Genomic DNA, 15,912 nt, shown 5'->3' with positions numbered 1-15,912 from the left:
CGTCAGGCGATGCCGGGCTCGGCGGCCTGCTGCGGTGCCTTGTCCGGCCTGGCCAGCAGTTCATAGACGGCAGGCAGCACGAACAGCGTGAACAGCGTGCCCACCGACATCCCGGTGGCGATCACCAGGCCGATGTCGAACCGGCTGACGGCGCCGGCCCCACTGGCGATGATCAGCGGCACCATGCCGAACACTGTCGCCGCGGTGGTCATCAGCACCGGCCGCAGGCGAATCGCCGCCGCTTCTTCCACCGCTTCGCGGCGGCTCAGGCCGCGCTCACGACGCAGCTGGTTGGCGAACTCGACGATCATGATGCCGTGCTTGCTGATCAGACCGATCAGCGTCACCAGGCCCACCTGGGTATAGATGTTCATGCTCGACAGGCCGAGGAACAGCGGCACCAGCGCCCCGCACACGGACAACGGTACGGTGACCAGGATCACCAGCGGATCGCGGAAGCTCTCGAACTGTGCGGCCAGGACCAGGAAGATCACCGCCAGCGCCAGGGCAAAGGTCAGGTACAGCGCATTGCCTTCCTGCACGTACTGCCGCGACGCGCCGGCGTAATCGAAGCTGAAGCCCTCCGGCGCTTCCTCGCGGGCGATGGTCTGCAGCGTTTCGATCGCCTCGCCCATGCTGACGATGGGAAAGCCCTGGATCATCGCGGCGTTGAGCTGCTGGAACTGCTTGAGTTGAGTCGGCCGGGCGCGGTCGCGTACCTTGATCAAGGTCGAGAGCGGCAGCATCTGGCCCTGCTGGTTGCGCACGTAGTAGTTGCTCAGCCAGTCGGGGTTGTCGCGGTAGGCGCGTTCGACCTGGGCGATGACCTTGTAGCTGCGGCCCTCGATGGTGAAGCGGTTGATCTCACCCTCGCCGAGCAGGGTGCTCAGGGTCAGGCCGAGGTCTTCCATGGAGACGCCCATCTGCGCGGCCTTCTCGCGGTCGATCTCGACCACGATCTCCGGCTTGTCGAACGCCAGGTCCACATCGAGGAAGGCGAACTTGCCGGACTCCTCGGCGCGCTTGCGGATGCGCTCGGTCACCTGCAGCAGCGTTTCGTAGTCGTTGGCGGTATTGATCACGAACTGGAACGGCAGGCCTTCGCCGGTGCCGGGCAGCGAAGGCAGGTTGAAACCGAAGATCTGCAGGCCGGGCAGGCGATCGAGCTTGGCCTGTACCTCGGGCAGGATTTCCATCTGCGAGCGTTCGCGCTCGTCCCAGGGTTTGAGCAGGAAGCCGCCAATGCCGCTCTGCACGCCATCGAAGCCGTTGATCTGGAACCAGGAGTAGTACTCCGGGAAGCTCTTGAATATCTCCAGGAACTGGTCGGTGTAGGCGTTCAGGTAGTCCAGGTTGGCGGTCTTCGGTGCGCTGGCCATCATGAAGACGATGCCCTGGTCCTCCTCGGGCGCCAGTTCGCTCTCGGTGAACATCAGCAACACCGGAATCAGTGCCAGCACCAGCACGGCGAACACCAGGACCACCGGGCGGGTGTTGAGGGTGCCGTGCAGGGCGCGCTGGTAGCGCTGCTTGAGGCGTTCGAACAGCTCATCCAGGCGATGGGCGAAGCCGCTGGGGTTCTCTTCGTGGCGCAGCAGCTTCGAACACATCATCGGCGACAGCGTCAGCGCCACCACACCGGAAATCAGCACGGCGCCGGCCAGGGTCAGGGCGAACTCCTGGAACAGCGCACCGGTCAGCCCCTGCAGGAAGCCGATGGGAGCATAGACCGCGGCCAGGGTGATGGTCATCGAGACCACCGGCATGGCGATCTCCCGGGCGCCGTCGAGCGCCGCCTGCAACGGCGATTTGCCTTGCTCGATGTGCCGGTGGATGTTCTCCACCACGACGATGGCATCGTCCACCACCAGGCCGATCGCCAGCACCATGGCCAGCAGCGTCAGCAGGTTGATCGAGTAGCCCATCGCCTGCATGAAGAACAGCACGCCGATCATCGACAACGGGATGGTCACCACCGGAATCAGCACCGTGCGCAGCGAGCCGAGGAACAGGAAGACCACGACGATGACGATCACCGCGGCCTCGGCCAGGGTCTTCACCACCTCGTCGATGGACGCCTGGATGAACTCGGTGGCGTCGTAGGCGATGGTTGCCTTCAGGCCCGGCGGCAGCTGTGCCTCGATCTGCGGCATGATCGCGCGCACTTCCTTGATCACGTCCAGCGGGTTGGCGCTGGGCGTGCCCTTGATACCGATATAGACCGAGGGAATACCGTCGAACGAGCTGATCGAGTTGTAGCTTTCGGCGCCCATCTCCACCCGTGCCACGTCACCCAGCAGGACGCGGCTGTCGCCCTGGGTCTTGAGCGGGATGGCGGCGAACGCTTCCGGCGTCTTCAGCTCGGTGTCGGCGTTGATGCTGGTGACTACGTACTGGCCTTTCACTTCGCCGGCTGCCGAGAGGAAGTTGTACTTGCGCACCGCCTCGTTCACGTCGCCCGCGGAGACGCCGTAGGCTGCCAGCTTTACCGGGTCCAGCCACAGGCGCATGGCGAACACCTGGTTGCCAAGGATCTCCGCCTCGGCCATGCCCGGCAGCGTCGCCAGCTTGGGCTGGATGACTCGCGACAGGTAGTCGGTGATCTGCGGGTTGGACAGCTGGTCGCTGTAGAAGCTGATGTACATCAGCGCAGTGGAGTCGGCCGCCTGCTTGTTCAGCACCGGGTCCTCGGCGTCCTGCGGCAGCTGGTTCTTGACCGAGTTGGCCTGGCTGAGCAGCTCGGTGTAGAGGCGATCGGTGTCGGCGCCGATGCGCGCGTAGACCGAGATCACCGAGGCGTTCTGCTGGCTGACCGAGGTCATGTAGTCCACCCCTTCGGCGCTGGCAAGACTCTGCTGCAACGGCTGGGTGATATAGCCCTGAATGGTTTCGGCGTTGGCGCCGGGGTAGGCGGTGGTCACCGTGATCAGTGCGCTTTCCATCTGCGGGTACTGGCGGATGGTCAGGCTGTTGAAGGCCTGGATGCCGAGCAGCACGATCAGCAGGCTGATGACGCTCGCCAGTACCGGGCGGCGGATGAAGGGATCGGTGAAGGCCATGGGCAAGTCCCTGGAACTGTTCGATGTGGCGCTGCCGCCGGAGCGGCAGGCCCCTTATTCGGACGCCGGCTCGGCGCCGTCGAGCTTGAGCGTGCGGTTCTCGGCGATGGCGACATGGGTGCCGCTGTCGAGCTTGAGCTGGCCGGCGGTGATCACCTGTTCGCCGCCTTCCAGGCCGTCGAGGACCACCACCAGGCCGTCGCGACGCTCGCCTGTGGTGACGAAGCGGCGCTCGACCACCAGGTACGGCTCGTCGCGGCTGACCCCTTCAGGAGGCGTGCCGTCGGTCACCAGCAGCACGGAGTTGCCGTACAGCGTGTAGGTGATGGCCGTTTCCGGCACAACCACCTGCGCGTTTTCGGTCGGCAACAGGACCTGCAGGTCGGCGAACATGCCGGGCAACAGACGACCGTCGGGGTTGGCCAGTTCGGCGCGGACCTGCACGTTGCGGGTTGTGGTTTCCACCTTCGGGTTCAGCGCGCTGATCACGCCTTCGAACCGCTCGTCCGGGTAGGCCGCCACGCGCAATTGCACCTTCTGCCCGAGCGCCAGCAGCGGTACGTGCTGTTCGGCCAGGAAGAAGTCGACGTAGAGCGTGGAGAGGTCCTGCAGCGTGGCGATGGGCGTGCCGGCAGCGATGTAATCACCTACATCCACCTGGCGGATGCCGATGGTGCCGGAGAAGGGTGCGAGGATGCGCTTCTTCGCCAGGCTGGCACGCAGCTGGGTGACGCTGGCCTCGGCCTTCTGCGACTGGGCATTGAGACGGTCGTATTCGCTGCGGGAGATGGCCTGGCGATCCAGCAGGCTGCGGGCGCGCTGGAACTCCAGGCGGGCCAGGCTGAGGTCCGCCTCGGCGCTGACCAGGCTGGCCTGCTCCATTTCGCTGTCCAGCAGCACGATGGCCTGACCCTTGCTGACCTTCTCGCCGGACTGGAACTGCACGTCGGTGATGGTGCCGGCGATCTCGACGCTGAGGTCGATACCCTGCGATGCCTTGAGCGTGCCGATCGCCGGCAGGCGGCTCTGCCAGTCCATGCGCCGGGCAACTTCCGCCTCGACATCGATCGCCGGCTTGGGTGCCTGGAACTGCTGAATCTGTTGATAGATCGAGTTGAACTTGAGTGCGGCAAGGATCGCAACGACGACGACCACCGCGCCCAGCATAAACAGCATGCGGCGCAACATTTTCCGATTTCCTTGGAGATGTGAGCCGGCTGTCTACTGCCGTGATCGAGGCAGCCGTTCGAACGTCCGGTCAGCGTCGCTTGGACGGTGGCTGCACTGGCGCAGCCGGACCGGGGAGGGAGGAACTTAGCCCCGAATCGGAAGCAAGTAAAGGGGGAGAGGGGGCGCAGGGCCACCGAAAGGCGGGGCGGGCGACAGGCTGTCGGGCCGCCCCGCTGATCGTCAGCCAGCGAGGCGGCGGGTGACCTCGGTGAGCTGCGCCGACAGGCCGTGCAGGTTCTGACTGGCGGTTTCGGTGCGTTCGACGTTCTGCTGGTTGATGGTGGCGATGGAGGTGATCTCGGTGAGGTTGCGCGAGATGTCCTCGGCCACCGCTGTCTGTTCCTCGGCCGCGGTTGCGATCTGCCGGTTCATGTCGCGGATCGCCTCCACGGCCTCGGTGATGCGTTGCAGCATCAGTCCGGCCTCGGTCACCTGGCCGACCCCCTGTTCGCTGCGTACCTGGCCGCTCTCGATGGCACGCACCGCATTGCTTGCGCCGGTCTGCACGGTATCGATGATCTGGTGGATCTCGGCGGTGGATTCGGCGGTGCGCTGGGCCAGGGTGCGCACCTCGTCGGCCACCACGGCAAAACCGCGGCCGGCGTCGCCAGCACGGGCCGCCTCGATGGCGGCATTGAGCGCCAGCAGGTTGGTCTGGTCGGCGATGCCGCGGATGACTTCCAGCACCTTGCCGATCCGACCGCTGTCGCCCTCCAGCCGGCGAATGACCTCGGCAGTGCTGGCGATTTCGCTGCTCATGTCGGTGATGCTGGCGATGGTGCCGCGCATCACCGCCTCGCCCTGTTGCGCGGCGTGATCGGCGGCATCGGCGGCCTGCGCCGCTTCGGCGGCATGGCGCGAGACTTCCTGGGCAGTTGCCGACATCTCATGCATGGCAGTGGCGACCTGATCGGTGCGCGAGAACTGCTCGCGGGCGCCATCGGCCATCAGCCTGGCGATGGCGTTCAGTTCGCCGCTAGCGCTGTCCAGATTGGAGGTGCTCTGCTGCAGGCGGGTGAAGGTGTCGGCGAGAAAATCGCGCAGCACGTTGGCGGCAACCGCGAGTCGGCCGAGTTCGTCGGCGCGGCTGGCGTCCACCCGCTCGGCGAACTTGCCCTGGCTGAGACGCGCGATGTGCTCGATCAGCGTGCGGATCGGCTCGATGATGCGTCGATTGACCAGCCACAGGCTGAGTAGCGCCACCACCACGCCGGCCAGGATCATGATGACCGGGCCGAGCAGCGCGGTGGCTTCGGCATCGGCCTGTATCGCCTCCGAACGCTGCCGGGCGGCCGCATGCAGCTGCTTGACCAGTTCGCTGAGCTGGGCGCTGGTGGCACGGTCGATCCCGGCCACCGCAGCATCACCGGCAAGCGGGTCGCTGCCGGCGGCGATAAAGGCGTCCAGGCCCTTGCGGTAGGCGCCGCCCAGCGTTCGATGCTCGTTGCGCAGGCGCTCGATCTGTCCGGCCAGCTCCGGTTCGTCGGCACTCAGCACGAGCAGATCGCCAAGAACCTTCTGCACCTTGGCTTCCTGTGCCTCGAACTGGCTCCAGTAGCGGTTGCGATTTTCGAGCTGCTTGCCGCGCAGCAGCACGTTCTTCCATTCCTGCACCTGCACCTTGAACTCGAGGTTGGCCTCGTCGATCAGTTGCAGCTCAGCCAGGGGCCCGTCGAGCAGCGTCTGGAATTGGTCGATATCGCTGCTGAGCATGCGGATGCAGCCGAGGGCGATGAGGAGCGTCAGCAGCAGGCTGCCGCCGATCAGCGCGAGGATCTGCGCGCGCAGGGACTTCTGGAGCATGGGCAAGGTCTCGTCGTTTGAGAAAACGTCAATGAGCATCCCTGCCGTTGCCCAGCACATCGGCCGGGTGACGTGTTTCTTGAGCTAGACGATGCGCAGATGGTTGTCCCAGAGCCCTGCCGGCATCTGCAGCGGCGTACTGGTGAAACGCTCGCCGCGGCAGTCGAACAGGCGGCAGCGGCCCTGTCCGGAGCTGACCACGAAGCCCTCGGCGACTGCCGCGACGCCAGCGCAATCGGGCAGGTGAGCCTCCTGGCGCAGCGCGGCACTGTCCAGGTCCCAGATGAACACCTTGTTGCCGCGTGGCGCGGTGACGGCCAGCAGCCGCAGCTCGTCGTGGATGGCGAGGCTGGCGGTGTACTGGTTCATGATCTGCCGCTGCGCCTCGCCCAGCGGGAAGTGCTGGAAGGGCTGCCCGGGCCGCTTGATCGCCAGCAGCGGCACGCGGTCCATCGGGTCGCCTTCGTACTGCTGGCCGCTGACGACCGTGCCGTCGGCGGCGACGGCGAGGTGGCGCACGCTGTTCATGCGCTCCGGCAGTTGTTCCTTGCTGACCAGGCTGCCGTCGCGACGCAGCAGCACCAGGCTCGGCTCCATGGCGTCGAGATTCATCATCTCGCGGCTGTCGGCCTCGGTGCGGATGCCGCCGTTGGCGATCACCAGGGTTTCGTGATCCGGCATCCACAGCAGCTGGTGGGGGCCGATGCCATGGGTCGCGTGCTCGCCGACGCGCACCAGCTCTCGGCCTTGCAGGCGGTAGACACCAAGCACGCCACGGCCGGCGTCGCGGGTGTCGTTCTCGGTGGTGTAGAACCATTCGCCATCGCGGTGGAACACGCCGTGGCCATAGAAGTGCCGGTCGGGTGGCGACGCCAGCACCTGCAGCAGGCGTCCGTCACGCGAGTCGATCAGGTAACTCTCGCGGCTAGGGCGCCGGCCGACGAACACCGCCAGCGGCAGGTAGGGATGCGGATACACGTCATGGCAGCGCTCGGCGACCGGGGTGGCGAACACCTGGCTCCCGTCGAGCCGATAGCCGACGGCATAGTGTCGTCCCTGCTGATCGTTGCGCGCGGAGAGCAGCACCGGCTGCCCGCCATGACGGCTCAGACTCCAGCCCGCGATGCCACTTGCCGCGAGCACGGCGCCACCCAGACCGAGCAGGGTTCGACGTTTCATCTCAGTCCCCGTCGTGAGCGTTGAAGCCGATCTGCACACCGAGGGCGCGGGCCAGCTCCTGCTGGTGCAGGCGATGCAGACGGTCGATGCCCTGGTAGAGCGCATCCAGTTCGCTGCGGCCCTGTTCGTCCGCCAGCAGCGCGCCGAATGGTTGCGTCAGCCCGCCCAGGTGCTGCAGCAGCTGGGCGTAAGCGGCGTCGATGCGCTGGGCCAGGTCCGCCTGCTCGGCAGGCAGTAGCGAACGCACGCCGTTGTTGTCCGCGCCTCGCCAGAGGCTTTCGGCACCCTTGACCGCTGCGGCGATGCTGGCCAGCGTGGTGTCGCTGCGCCAGCCCTCGGCCTGGTAAGGCTGCGGATGGCCCTTGGTCTGTCGACCGAGCGGGGCGCCGAGCTTCTTCTTCAGGCCGTCGAGGGCGGTGACCTGGACTCGCAGCAGCTCGGCGATCGCCTCGCTTGGCTCGGCATAGCGCTCGTTGGGGAAGCCGCGCAACTGGTCGGCCATGCCGTCCTTGTCTTCCCACTGCTGCAGCACGCCGGCGGCAAGCTGCTGCTGGTGTTCACCGATGGATGTCAGCAGCGGGCAGTAGCGGGCCTTGGTTGCGCTGTCGCCGAGATCGATCGTCTTGTCGAAGAGAACGTATTCGTAGGCGCTGAGGCCCTGTACCACGACGCTGGCACCGTCCAGATCGGCCTGCGTGAGGTTGGGCTTGGCCCCGAGCAGGGCCGTGACCTGACGCGCGACCAGGTTTTTCTTGTCCGGCCAGAACTGCACCTGCCAGGCCAGGTTGCCTTCGCCCATCGGGCCTATCAGCAAGGGTTGCAGGCCGGCCCAGGCCGTCTGCGCATGGACGAAGGCTTCGCGCGCCTCTTCGAGGGTCTGGTTGTCGGCGCAGTAGGCGATGGCGCTGGCCGCCAGACGACGGTCGGTTTCGGCCCAGTGGGTGTAGGCGGGCAGCAGGACGCCATCGGTCAGCGCCTTGCTGGTTTCGGCCTGCGGATCGGCAGGCGTGCAGGCGCTCAGCAGCAGGGCTGTCAACAGACAGCCGCTGGCCATGCGCAGGGTGTTGGAACGAATCATGGTGTCCTCGTCGGCATTGCCGGTTTGCAGCGCTCTCGCGCCGGGAAAGCATGGATACATGTGTTCACTCAGAGCGACTCGAGGAAGCTCAGCAGTGCGTTGCGTTCGTCCTGATCGAAGCCCAGCACGATCTGGCGCGATCGCTCCGCTTCGCCGCCGTGCCAGAGAATGGCTTCGAGCAGGTTGCGGGCGCGCCCGTCATGCAGGAACTGGGTATGTCCACTGACCGTCTTGGTCAGGCCGATGCCCCACAGCGGTGGGGTGCGCCACTCGCGGCCGCTGGCCTCGAACTCGGGGCGGTGGTCGGCCAGGCCTTCGCCCATGTCGTGCAGCAGCAGGTCGGTATAGGGGCGGATCACCTGATTGGCCAGCTCGGGCTCCGCGGCATCGGCGGCGGTGGTGAATTGTGGTACGTGGCAGCCGTGGCAGCCGGCGCGGTGAAACAGTGTCTTGCCGGCCAGTACCTGCGGATCACCAACGTTGCGCCGTGCCGGTACGCCGAGGTTGCGCGTGTAGAACAGCACCTGGGCGAGGATGTTGTCGCTTACCTCAGGCTCGCCGCCGTCGGGCATCGCCCGGCATTCGACCTGCCGCTCGGTGCAGCTGCTGCCGCTGAACAGGCTGGTGGACAGTCCCATGTCGTTGAAGAAGGCGTCGGCGTTCTGCTGGTTGAGGCTAGGCTGGCCGGCCTTCCAGCCGAAACGGCCGATGACGGTCTGCCGGCTGGTCTGGTCGAACACCCGATTGGGTCGGCCGGAAATGCCGTCGCCATTGCGATCGTCGGGGTCGGCATTGGCCAGCAGCGCTTCCTCTGGGATGGCTTCCAGCAGCCCGAGGCCGATCATCGGCGGTGCGATGCGCGGCGACATCAGGGTGTCGGGGTGCATGTCGCCGTACCCCAGCTCGCTCAGTTCGATCTCCGGTCTACGGAGCTCGACTTCGCTGCCATCGGCGAAACGCACGCGCTCGGTGGAGTAACGCAGGCGCACCTTGCCCTCCGGCGCGACGCCGGGAATCGCCATGTCCTGCAGCTGGCCGCCATAGCTCGGCTCCGGTGCGATGCCGCGCTCGCGGACGACTTCGGCGTGTTCCGGGCCGGCCGGAATGGACAGACGTACCAGCATCGAGACGGCACTGGCGGCATCGGCTGCCGGCGGATGCCCGCGCCCGTCCTTGATGTGACAGTTCTGGCAGGCGTTGGTGTTGAACAGCGGGCCGAGACCGTCGCGTGCGGTAGTGGACGCAGGGGCGATGACCCAGGGATTGCGGAAGAAGCTGTTGCCGACGCTGAAGTCGAGTCGGCGCATCGGTGCCAGGTTGGCCGATGGCATGGAGAACGCGTTCTGGTCGAACTTCATCACCGTGGCGTTACCGCCCGAGAGGGCTTCGCCGGGCTCGGCCTGCTCGAAGCGCGGGGTTTCGTCGTTGCCGCAGGCAGCCAGAAACACGGCCAGCAGCGGGAAGAAGCGGCGAAACGACGGGCGCATCGGGGATACCTGCGGAGCGTTGGATTAAGCCGCGCAATCTTAGCAGCCTAATCGAAATGGAATAAGAGGGATTTGCATTTGAGGATGCGGCGGATTGCAGGCTCCGCCGCCAGTTGTTCGCCGAACGGAGACACGGGCGCCAGCGCGCGGCGCCCGTGCCGCTCCCGATCAGAATTCGTGATCGGCGGTGTCCGGGTTGAGGTCGCTGATGCCGAGGGCAGCAGCAGCCTGTTCGATGGACGCGGTCTGCTTGACCAGCGCGGCGATCGCGTTGCGCACCTTTTCCTGGCCTTCGGCATTGTCGGCGGCGATCAGCTGGTCGAAGGCTTCGCCGTTGTTGGCGCTTTCCACCAGCACCTGCAGCTTGGCTTCGGTGCTTTCCAGGTCGGTCTTCAGCGTGCTGTCCACCTCCGGGCTCACGCCCTGGACCAGCGAGGCCAGGCTCGGGCCGGTCAGGGTGCTGCCGTCGACGCGCTTGTACTCGCCCAGATAGACGTTGCGGATGCCGCGGGCATTGTAGAAGTGCGAGTTGTGGGTGTTGTCGCTGAAGCAGTCGTGCTCGTCTTCGGTGGAATTGGCCTCCAGGGCGACCTTCATGCGCTCGCCGGCCAGTTCGCCGAGCGACAGGCTGCCCATGCCGAACAGCATCTTGCGCAGGCCGTTCTCCGCCGATTCGGCTTCCAGGCTGGCGCGATAGTTCTCGGCGCCCGGCTGCCACTGCTCGACCATCTCCTGCAGATCGCTGACCAGCAGGTCGGTGGCCACCTTCAGATAGGTACGGCGACGGTCACAATTGCCGCCGGTGCAGCCCTCGCCTTCGACGTAGTCGGTGTACGGCCGCTCGCCCGCACCGGGACCGGTGCCGTTGAGGTCCTGGCCCCAGAGAAGGAACTCGATGGCGTGGTAGCCGGTGGCAACGTTGGCCTCGGAGCCGGCCAGCTCGTTGAGGCTGGTCAGCAGCTCCGCAGTGATCTCGCTGGTGTCGATCTTGTCTTCGCCGACCTGCAGCTCGGTGTTGGCGATGATGTTGGCATTGGCGCCCGGGTTGCCCAGCGCATGCTGGTAGTCGCCTTCGACGTAATCGATCAGGCCTTCGTCCAGCGGCCAGGCGTTGAGCTGGCCCTCCCACTCGTCCACCACCGGGTTGCCGAAGCGGAACACCTCGGTCTGCATGTAGGGTACGCGGGCGGCCAGCCAGGCCTGGCGAGCGGCCTGCAGGGTTTCTTCGCTGGGGTTGGCGAGCAGGGCGTCGATGGCCTGCTGGAGCTGCACTGCGGTGGCATGGGCATCGCTGAACACGGCCAGCGCCAGGTCGGCATAGTGGCTGACCACAGCCTTGGCGGCCTTCTCGTCAGGCTTCTGCGCCTGCTCGGCCGGCACGCTTTCGGTCGTGCTCTGCGGGGCCGCGGTCTGGTTCGTGGGCGTCTTGTCTTCACCGCAACCGGCGAGGGAGATGGCCACGGCGAGAAGGCTGGCGGTTGCCCAGATGGGGGTGCGTAGCATGTGCGGGTTCCTTTGCGTGCGAGTGAACGAAGCCGAGGACTGCTCGGAAGCGGTCAATAATGCGAAAGATTTTCATTTTGTGCAAAGCCAATGCGTGCGCCGGCTCTCTATCGCGTTACACAGCTGCCGATAGAATGCTGGCATTCTGGAACTGCCTGGAGAAAGGGATGAGCTTGAGTATGGTGGTTGTGCTGGTGGTGCTGTTTCTCGTCGCCGCCTATGGGGTGATCCTCTACAACGGTCTGGTGCGTCTGAAGCATGGCGTCGGCAAGGCCTGGGCGAACATCGACGTGCTGTTGCGCCAGCGCCATGAAGAACTGCCCAAACTGGTGGAGACCTGCCGCCAGTACATGCAGCACGAGCGCAACACGCTGGAGCAGGTGATCAGTGCCCGCAACGCGGTTTCCAGTGCGCGCGAGCTGGGCGACGTCGGCGCACTGGGGCAGGCCGAGACCGGACTGCGGGCCGGGCTTGGGCGGCTCTTCGCGCTGGCCGAGAACTATCCCGAGCTCAAGGCCAACGACAGCTTTCGGCATCTGCAGCAGCGTATCAGCGGCCTGGAGAGCGGCATCGCCGATCGCCGCGAGCTGTACAACGAGGCCGTGAACCTGAACAACGTGCGCATCGAGCAATTTCCCGATGTCGTCCTTGCCCGTGCATTCGGTTTCAAGGAGGCGGCGCTGCTGCAGTTCAGCGAGGCGGAGAAGGCCGACGTGAACCTCAAGGCGCTGTTTGGCTGAGATGGATCCCGGTCAGCTGTTCACTTACGTCCTGGCGGCAGCCCTTTGCGTCGGCGGTGCATGGATATGCATCGATCGCTGGTCGCGTGCGCGCCATCTGCTGGACACCCCGACATCGCGCATTCGGTCAGCGGCCCAAGGCTATGTCGAGCTGGTCGGAATGCTGCGCGAGCTGGCGGTACCACAGCCGGTGGCGCCGCTGACCGGCGAGCCTTGTCTGTGGTGGCGCTACCGTATCGAGGAGTACCGCTCCAATGGCAAGCGCAGCAGCTGGAACGTGGTGGAGCGCGGCACCAGTGAAGCCTGGCTGCGTCTGGCCGACGCCACCGGCGAATGCCTGATCGATCCGCGTGGCGCGGACGTCCATCCAGCCTTTCGCCGGGTCTGGACCGGCGATCTGCGCCACCCTCGTGGCGTTGCGCCGAGCGGCTGGCTGGGCCTGTTCAGCAGTGGCAAACGCTACCGCTATACCGAAGAGCGGCTGCACGAAGGCGAGCCGCTTTACGCCATCGGCGATTTCCGCACCCGTGGTGGCGGTCGGCACGGGCTGGATCTGCCCGCCGCCAAGCGCGAGGTGATTCGCGAGTGGAAGGGTGATTTCGCCGGTCTGCTGCAGCGTTTCGACAGCAACGCCGACGGCCAGTTGGACGAGCAGGAATGGAGCCGGGTGCGCCTGGCGGCGCGGCTCGAGGCCGAAGACCGGCATCGCCAGCAGAGCACGGCGCCGGCGTTGCATCACCTGACGCGGCCGGCGGAGGCACTGCCTTTCGTGCTGTCCAGCCATGGCGAGGACGTGCTGGCGCGACGCTTCCACTGGCAGGCGGCGGGCGGCGCGCTGATGTGTCTGGCAGGTGCGCTGTGGGTGGCGTTGCAGCTGGGGGTGACGGCCTGGTAGGGCCGCTCAGCGCTTGCGCTTGTCGGCAATCCAGATGGTATGTCGGGTGCCGCGGTTGCCATGGGCGTACACCTGCACCTCCTCGGCCTTGAAGCCGGCTCTGGCGAGCTTCTCGGAAAAGGCCCGGTCAGCGCTGGCCGACCACACCGCCAGTACGCCGCCCGGCCGCAAGGCGCGGGCGCAGGCATCGAGGCCATCCAGCGAATAGAGCCAGCTGTTGCGCTTCTGCGTCAGGCCCTCGGGGCCGTTGTCGACATCCAGCATGATCGCGTCGAAGCCCTCTGGCTGAGCCCGGAGCAGCTCGGCAACATCCTGGTTCAGTACCTGGGTGCGGGCATCGCGCAGCGGATGGCCGGACTTCTCGCCGAGCGCGCCGCGGTTCCATTCGATGACCCCGGGCACCAGCTCGGCGACCAGTACCTCGGCGTCCGCGCCCAGCTGGCGCAGGGCCGAGGCGAGGGTAAAGCCCATCCCCAGCCCGCCGATCAGTACTCGAACCTGCGCTCGGCTGGCGATCCGTTTGCAGGGGATTTCCGCCAGCGCGTCTTCCGAGCCGTGCGTGCGAGTGTTCATCAGCTGGTTGCCGTTGCCACCCTGGATCTTGATGACGAAATCGTCGCCATATTCGAACAGACACAAGGCGCCCCCGGCGGGAATGGCGGCGGTATCCAGCAGTACGAAGCGTTTCATGGGCGGCTCGTCGTCGGCCGCGATGGGCCAGAAGGGCGCCGAGTGTGGCGCAAGTCGCTGGCGCTGGCCAGCGCTTGGGCGCAGCATGCCGAAGTGGCCGCGCGACTAGCGCAGCTCTGAGTTGCCCGCTCGATCGAAGGGCGCCGACTGGCGCAGCAGCAGGTCGAGATCCCGCGCCGGCAGGGGCTTGCTGTAGTAGTAGCCCTGGCCTTCCTGGCAGCCTTCGGCGATCAGGTAGGCTTCCTGCTCAGGAGTTTCGACGCCTTCCGCGATCACGGTCATGCCGAGGCTCTTGCCCAGCTGGATGATCGCCCGGACGATGGTTGCGCCCTCGTCCTGACCGATGTCCTGCACGAAGCTCTTGTCGATCTTGATCTTGTCCAGTGGCAGGCTTTTCAGATAGCTCAGCGAGGAATAGCCGGTGCCGAAGTCGTCGATGGCGATCAGCGCGCCGGAGCGTCGCAGGCTGTGCAGGTTGTGCGCCGCCGCGTCGATATCTTCCATCAGGCCGGTCTCGGTGACCTCCAGTTCGAGGGTCTCGGCGGGCAACTGATGGGCCTGCAGCAGCTCGCCGATCATGGCCGGCAGCTGCGGATGACGCAGCTGCACGGTGGACAGGTTCACCGCCACACGCAGCCCGGTATGCCCCTCGGCGTGCCACTGGCGCAGCTGGCTGCAGGCCTGGTCGAGCACCCACTTGCCGATTTCGATGATGCTGCCGTTCTGCTCGGCCAGAGGTATGAACAGGTCCGGCGGTACCAGCTTGCCCTGCGGATGCTTCCAGCGAATCAGCGCCTCGACTCCGGTGATGCGATTCTGCCGGTAGTCGACCTGCGGCTGGTAGACCAGGTGGAACTCGTTGCGCTTGAGGGCTTCGCTGAGATCCTTCTCCAGCTCCCGCCGCGCACGCATCTGGCTGTCGATGCTGGCGACGTAGAACTGATAGCGGTTGCGTGAGCGGCTCTTGGCCAGCGTCATGGTCTGCTCGGCCTTTTGCAGCAGCTTCTCGGTATTGTCACCATCCTCGGGGTACAGCGTGATGCCGATGGTGGCGCGCAGACGAATCGGGTGGCCGTCCAGGTCGATCGGATTATCCAGGTCGTCGAGCACGGCCTGGGCCAGTTCGGCAGCCTCATAGGGTTGTTCGATGCCGCTGAGCACCAGCACGAACTGGTCACCGCCCAGCCGCGCCAGTGCACCCAGGCGACCCGCCGATTCGCGCAGGCGATCCGCCAACCCCTTGAGCAGGCAGTCGCCTGCCTGGTAGCTGTACTGCTCGTTGATGCCCTTGAAGTCGTCGAGCCCCAGGCAGAGTACGGCGACCCGTCGTTGCAGGCGGCGTGCCTCGTCGAGGATATGGTCCAGCTGGCTTTGCAACTGCTGGCGGTTGGGCAGGCCGGTCAGGGAGTCGTACTGGGTCATGCGATGCAGGCTGCTCTCGGCTTCCTGGCGCAGATGCATGTTGTGCTCGATGGAGGCCAGCAGGCCGTTGGCGGTTTCCACCCAGAGGCCCAGCTCGTTGCGCTCATGTCCTCGGATCATCGGCAGTTTGTGCTCGCCGGGGCGGTCCGGATTGATCTGTGCCAGGTGCTCGATGAGCTTGGTCAGCGGGCGGGTCAGCAGCCACTGGTAGATCAGGAAGAGCACCAGCCCCAGGGTGAGGGCGCGCAGAATGCCGACGATGAAGATGACGATGGAGTCGTTGACGAATTCCTGGCCGTACTGGGCCGTGTCCAGGGTGATCCGCAGTTCGCCGTAATACTCGTTGTAGGGCGGCTTGCCGATCAGCGGAATGGAGAACTGGCGATCCTGGTGAAGGATCGGGTCGGTCAGCCAGCGGGTCGGCAGGCTGATGGGCGGGCGGATCTTCAGTGCCAGCATGCCTTCGTCCGGGTGGCCGATCGAGGCCATGCGAATCGATTCGTGCTGGAACAGGCCTTCCATCACCTGCGCGCCCATTTCCCGATCCAGGCTGTAGATGGCCTGGGTGGAAGGATCGCGCGTCATGCGCAGGATGCGCTGGGCATCGGCCTCGATCAGCTGGCGCGTCTTGTAGGCGCCGAAGATGATCTGCGCGCAGCTGAGCACCAGCCCTACCGCCAGCGCCGATAGCAGGACTACACGCAGGAGCTTCCGTGACAGGCTATTGCGCATTTCCAGCTTCAAATGAAGGTCCTTTTCCGTGCCGACGCGCGGTTGCGGAAGTATTGATAGTCATTCTGCAATCGTCAAAGAGGCAATTTACACC

General features: G+C 65.7%; 11 protein-coding genes. 2 read left to right on the top strand and 9 right to left on the bottom strand.

What is annotated here, in order from left to right:
- Window positions 1–2 precede the first annotated feature (2 nt).
- The 7 genes from ACVRRC_RS14030 to ACVRRC_RS14000 form a co-directional block, all read right to left on the bottom strand.
- The gene (locus ACVRRC_RS14030) at window positions 3–3,059 is read right to left on the bottom strand and encodes a multidrug efflux RND transporter permease subunit (RefSeq protein ID WP_019406967.1); all 3,057 of its coding nucleotides are present in this window, start codon (window positions 3,057–3,059) and stop codon (window positions 3–5) included.
- Between the two features lie 54 nt (window positions 3,060–3,113).
- Window positions 3,114–4,247 carry an efflux RND transporter periplasmic adaptor subunit gene (locus ACVRRC_RS14025; RefSeq protein ID WP_472997134.1) on the bottom strand — a complete coding sequence of 378 codons (1,134 nt, stop codon included), beginning with the start codon at window positions 4,245–4,247 and terminating at the stop codon, window positions 3,114–3,116.
- A gap of 222 nt (window positions 4,248–4,469) precedes the next feature.
- Window positions 4,470–6,092: a methyl-accepting chemotaxis protein gene (locus tag ACVRRC_RS14020; protein ID WP_014597472.1), complete on the bottom strand. Its 1,623-nt coding sequence runs from the start codon at window positions 6,090–6,092 to the stop codon at window positions 4,470–4,472.
- An 84-nt stretch (window positions 6,093–6,176) separates the two neighbouring features.
- The gene (locus tag ACVRRC_RS14015) at window positions 6,177–7,271 is read right to left on the bottom strand and encodes a DUF1513 domain-containing protein (RefSeq protein WP_019406969.1); all 1,095 of its coding nucleotides are present in this window, start codon (window positions 7,269–7,271) and stop codon (window positions 6,177–6,179) included.
- Window position 7,272: 1 nt separating this feature from the next.
- The gene (locus ACVRRC_RS14010; RefSeq protein WP_048330539.1) at window positions 7,273–8,349 is read right to left on the bottom strand and encodes an imelysin family protein; all 1,077 of its coding nucleotides are present in this window, start codon (window positions 8,347–8,349) and stop codon (window positions 7,273–7,275) included.
- Between the two features lie 68 nt (window positions 8,350–8,417).
- Entirely contained in the window at window positions 8,418–9,836 is a 1,419-nt protein-coding gene (locus tag ACVRRC_RS14005; protein WP_014597469.1) for a di-heme oxidoreductase family protein, read from the bottom strand.
- Between the two features lie 168 nt (window positions 9,837–10,004).
- Window positions 10,005–11,339: an imelysin family protein gene (locus ACVRRC_RS14000; RefSeq protein WP_011914225.1), complete on the bottom strand. Its 1,335-nt coding sequence runs from the start codon at window positions 11,337–11,339 to the stop codon at window positions 10,005–10,007.
- Between the two features lie 167 nt (window positions 11,340–11,506).
- Here ACVRRC_RS14000 and ACVRRC_RS13995 point away from each other — a divergent pair, with 167 nt between their 5' ends.
- Window positions 11,507–12,079 (top strand): LemA family protein, encoded by a 573-nt coding sequence (locus tag ACVRRC_RS13995; protein ID WP_019406971.1) that lies wholly within the window; start codon window positions 11,507–11,509, stop codon window positions 12,077–12,079.
- A gap of 1 nt (window position 12,080) precedes the next feature.
- Window positions 12,081–12,974 carry a GIDE domain-containing protein gene (locus ACVRRC_RS13990; RefSeq protein ID WP_472997156.1) on the top strand — a complete coding sequence of 298 codons (894 nt, stop codon included), beginning with the start codon at window positions 12,081–12,083 and terminating at the stop codon, window positions 12,972–12,974.
- Window positions 12,975–12,980: 6 nt separating this feature from the next.
- Here ACVRRC_RS13990 and ACVRRC_RS13985 read toward each other — a convergent pair whose 3' ends face one another.
- Window positions 12,981–13,664, bottom strand: a complete 684-nt coding sequence (locus ACVRRC_RS13985; RefSeq protein WP_019406973.1) for a spermidine synthase — start codon at window positions 13,662–13,664, stop codon at window positions 12,981–12,983.
- Window positions 13,665–13,769: 105 nt separating this feature from the next.
- A complete protein-coding gene (locus ACVRRC_RS13980) occupies window positions 13,770–15,830 on the bottom strand; it encodes a putative bifunctional diguanylate cyclase/phosphodiesterase (RefSeq protein ID WP_013983724.1) in 2,061 nt (686 codons plus the stop codon).
- Window positions 15,831–15,912 lie beyond the last annotated feature (82 nt).

Source organism: Stutzerimonas sp. LR2 (genome assembly GCF_055755175.1).
The sequence above is the reverse complement of the archived record's forward strand: the minus strand, read 5'-3'. Positions and strand labels throughout refer to the sequence as shown.

Coding starts and splice junctions, on each gene's coding strand:
- ACVRRC_RS13985 (WP_019406973.1), bottom strand. CDS start 13,664: ATGAAACGCTTCGTACTGCTGGATACCGCCGCCATTCCCGCCGGGGGC.
- ACVRRC_RS13990 (WP_472997156.1), top strand. CDS start 12,081: ATGGATCCCGGTCAGCTGTTCACTTACGTCCTGGCGGCAGCCCTTTGC.
- ACVRRC_RS14030 (WP_019406967.1), bottom strand. CDS start 3,059: ATGGCCTTCACCGATCCCTTCATCCGCCGCCCGGTACTGGCGAGCGTC.
- ACVRRC_RS14020 (WP_014597472.1), bottom strand. CDS start 6,092: ATGCTCCAGAAGTCCCTGCGCGCGCAGATCCTCGCGCTGATCGGCGGC.
- ACVRRC_RS14015 (WP_019406969.1), bottom strand. CDS start 7,271: ATGAAACGTCGAACCCTGCTCGGTCTGGGTGGCGCCGTGCTCGCGGCA.
- ACVRRC_RS14005 (WP_014597469.1), bottom strand. CDS start 9,836: ATGCGCCCGTCGTTTCGCCGCTTCTTCCCGCTGCTGGCCGTGTTTCTG.
- ACVRRC_RS14025 (WP_472997134.1), bottom strand. CDS start 4,247: ATGTTGCGCCGCATGCTGTTTATGCTGGGCGCGGTGGTCGTCGTCGTT.
- ACVRRC_RS13995 (WP_019406971.1), top strand. CDS start 11,507: ATGAGCTTGAGTATGGTGGTTGTGCTGGTGGTGCTGTTTCTCGTCGCC.
- ACVRRC_RS14010 (WP_048330539.1), bottom strand. CDS start 8,349: ATGATTCGTTCCAACACCCTGCGCATGGCCAGCGGCTGTCTGTTGACA.
- ACVRRC_RS14000 (WP_011914225.1), bottom strand. CDS start 11,339: ATGCTACGCACCCCCATCTGGGCAACCGCCAGCCTTCTCGCCGTGGCC.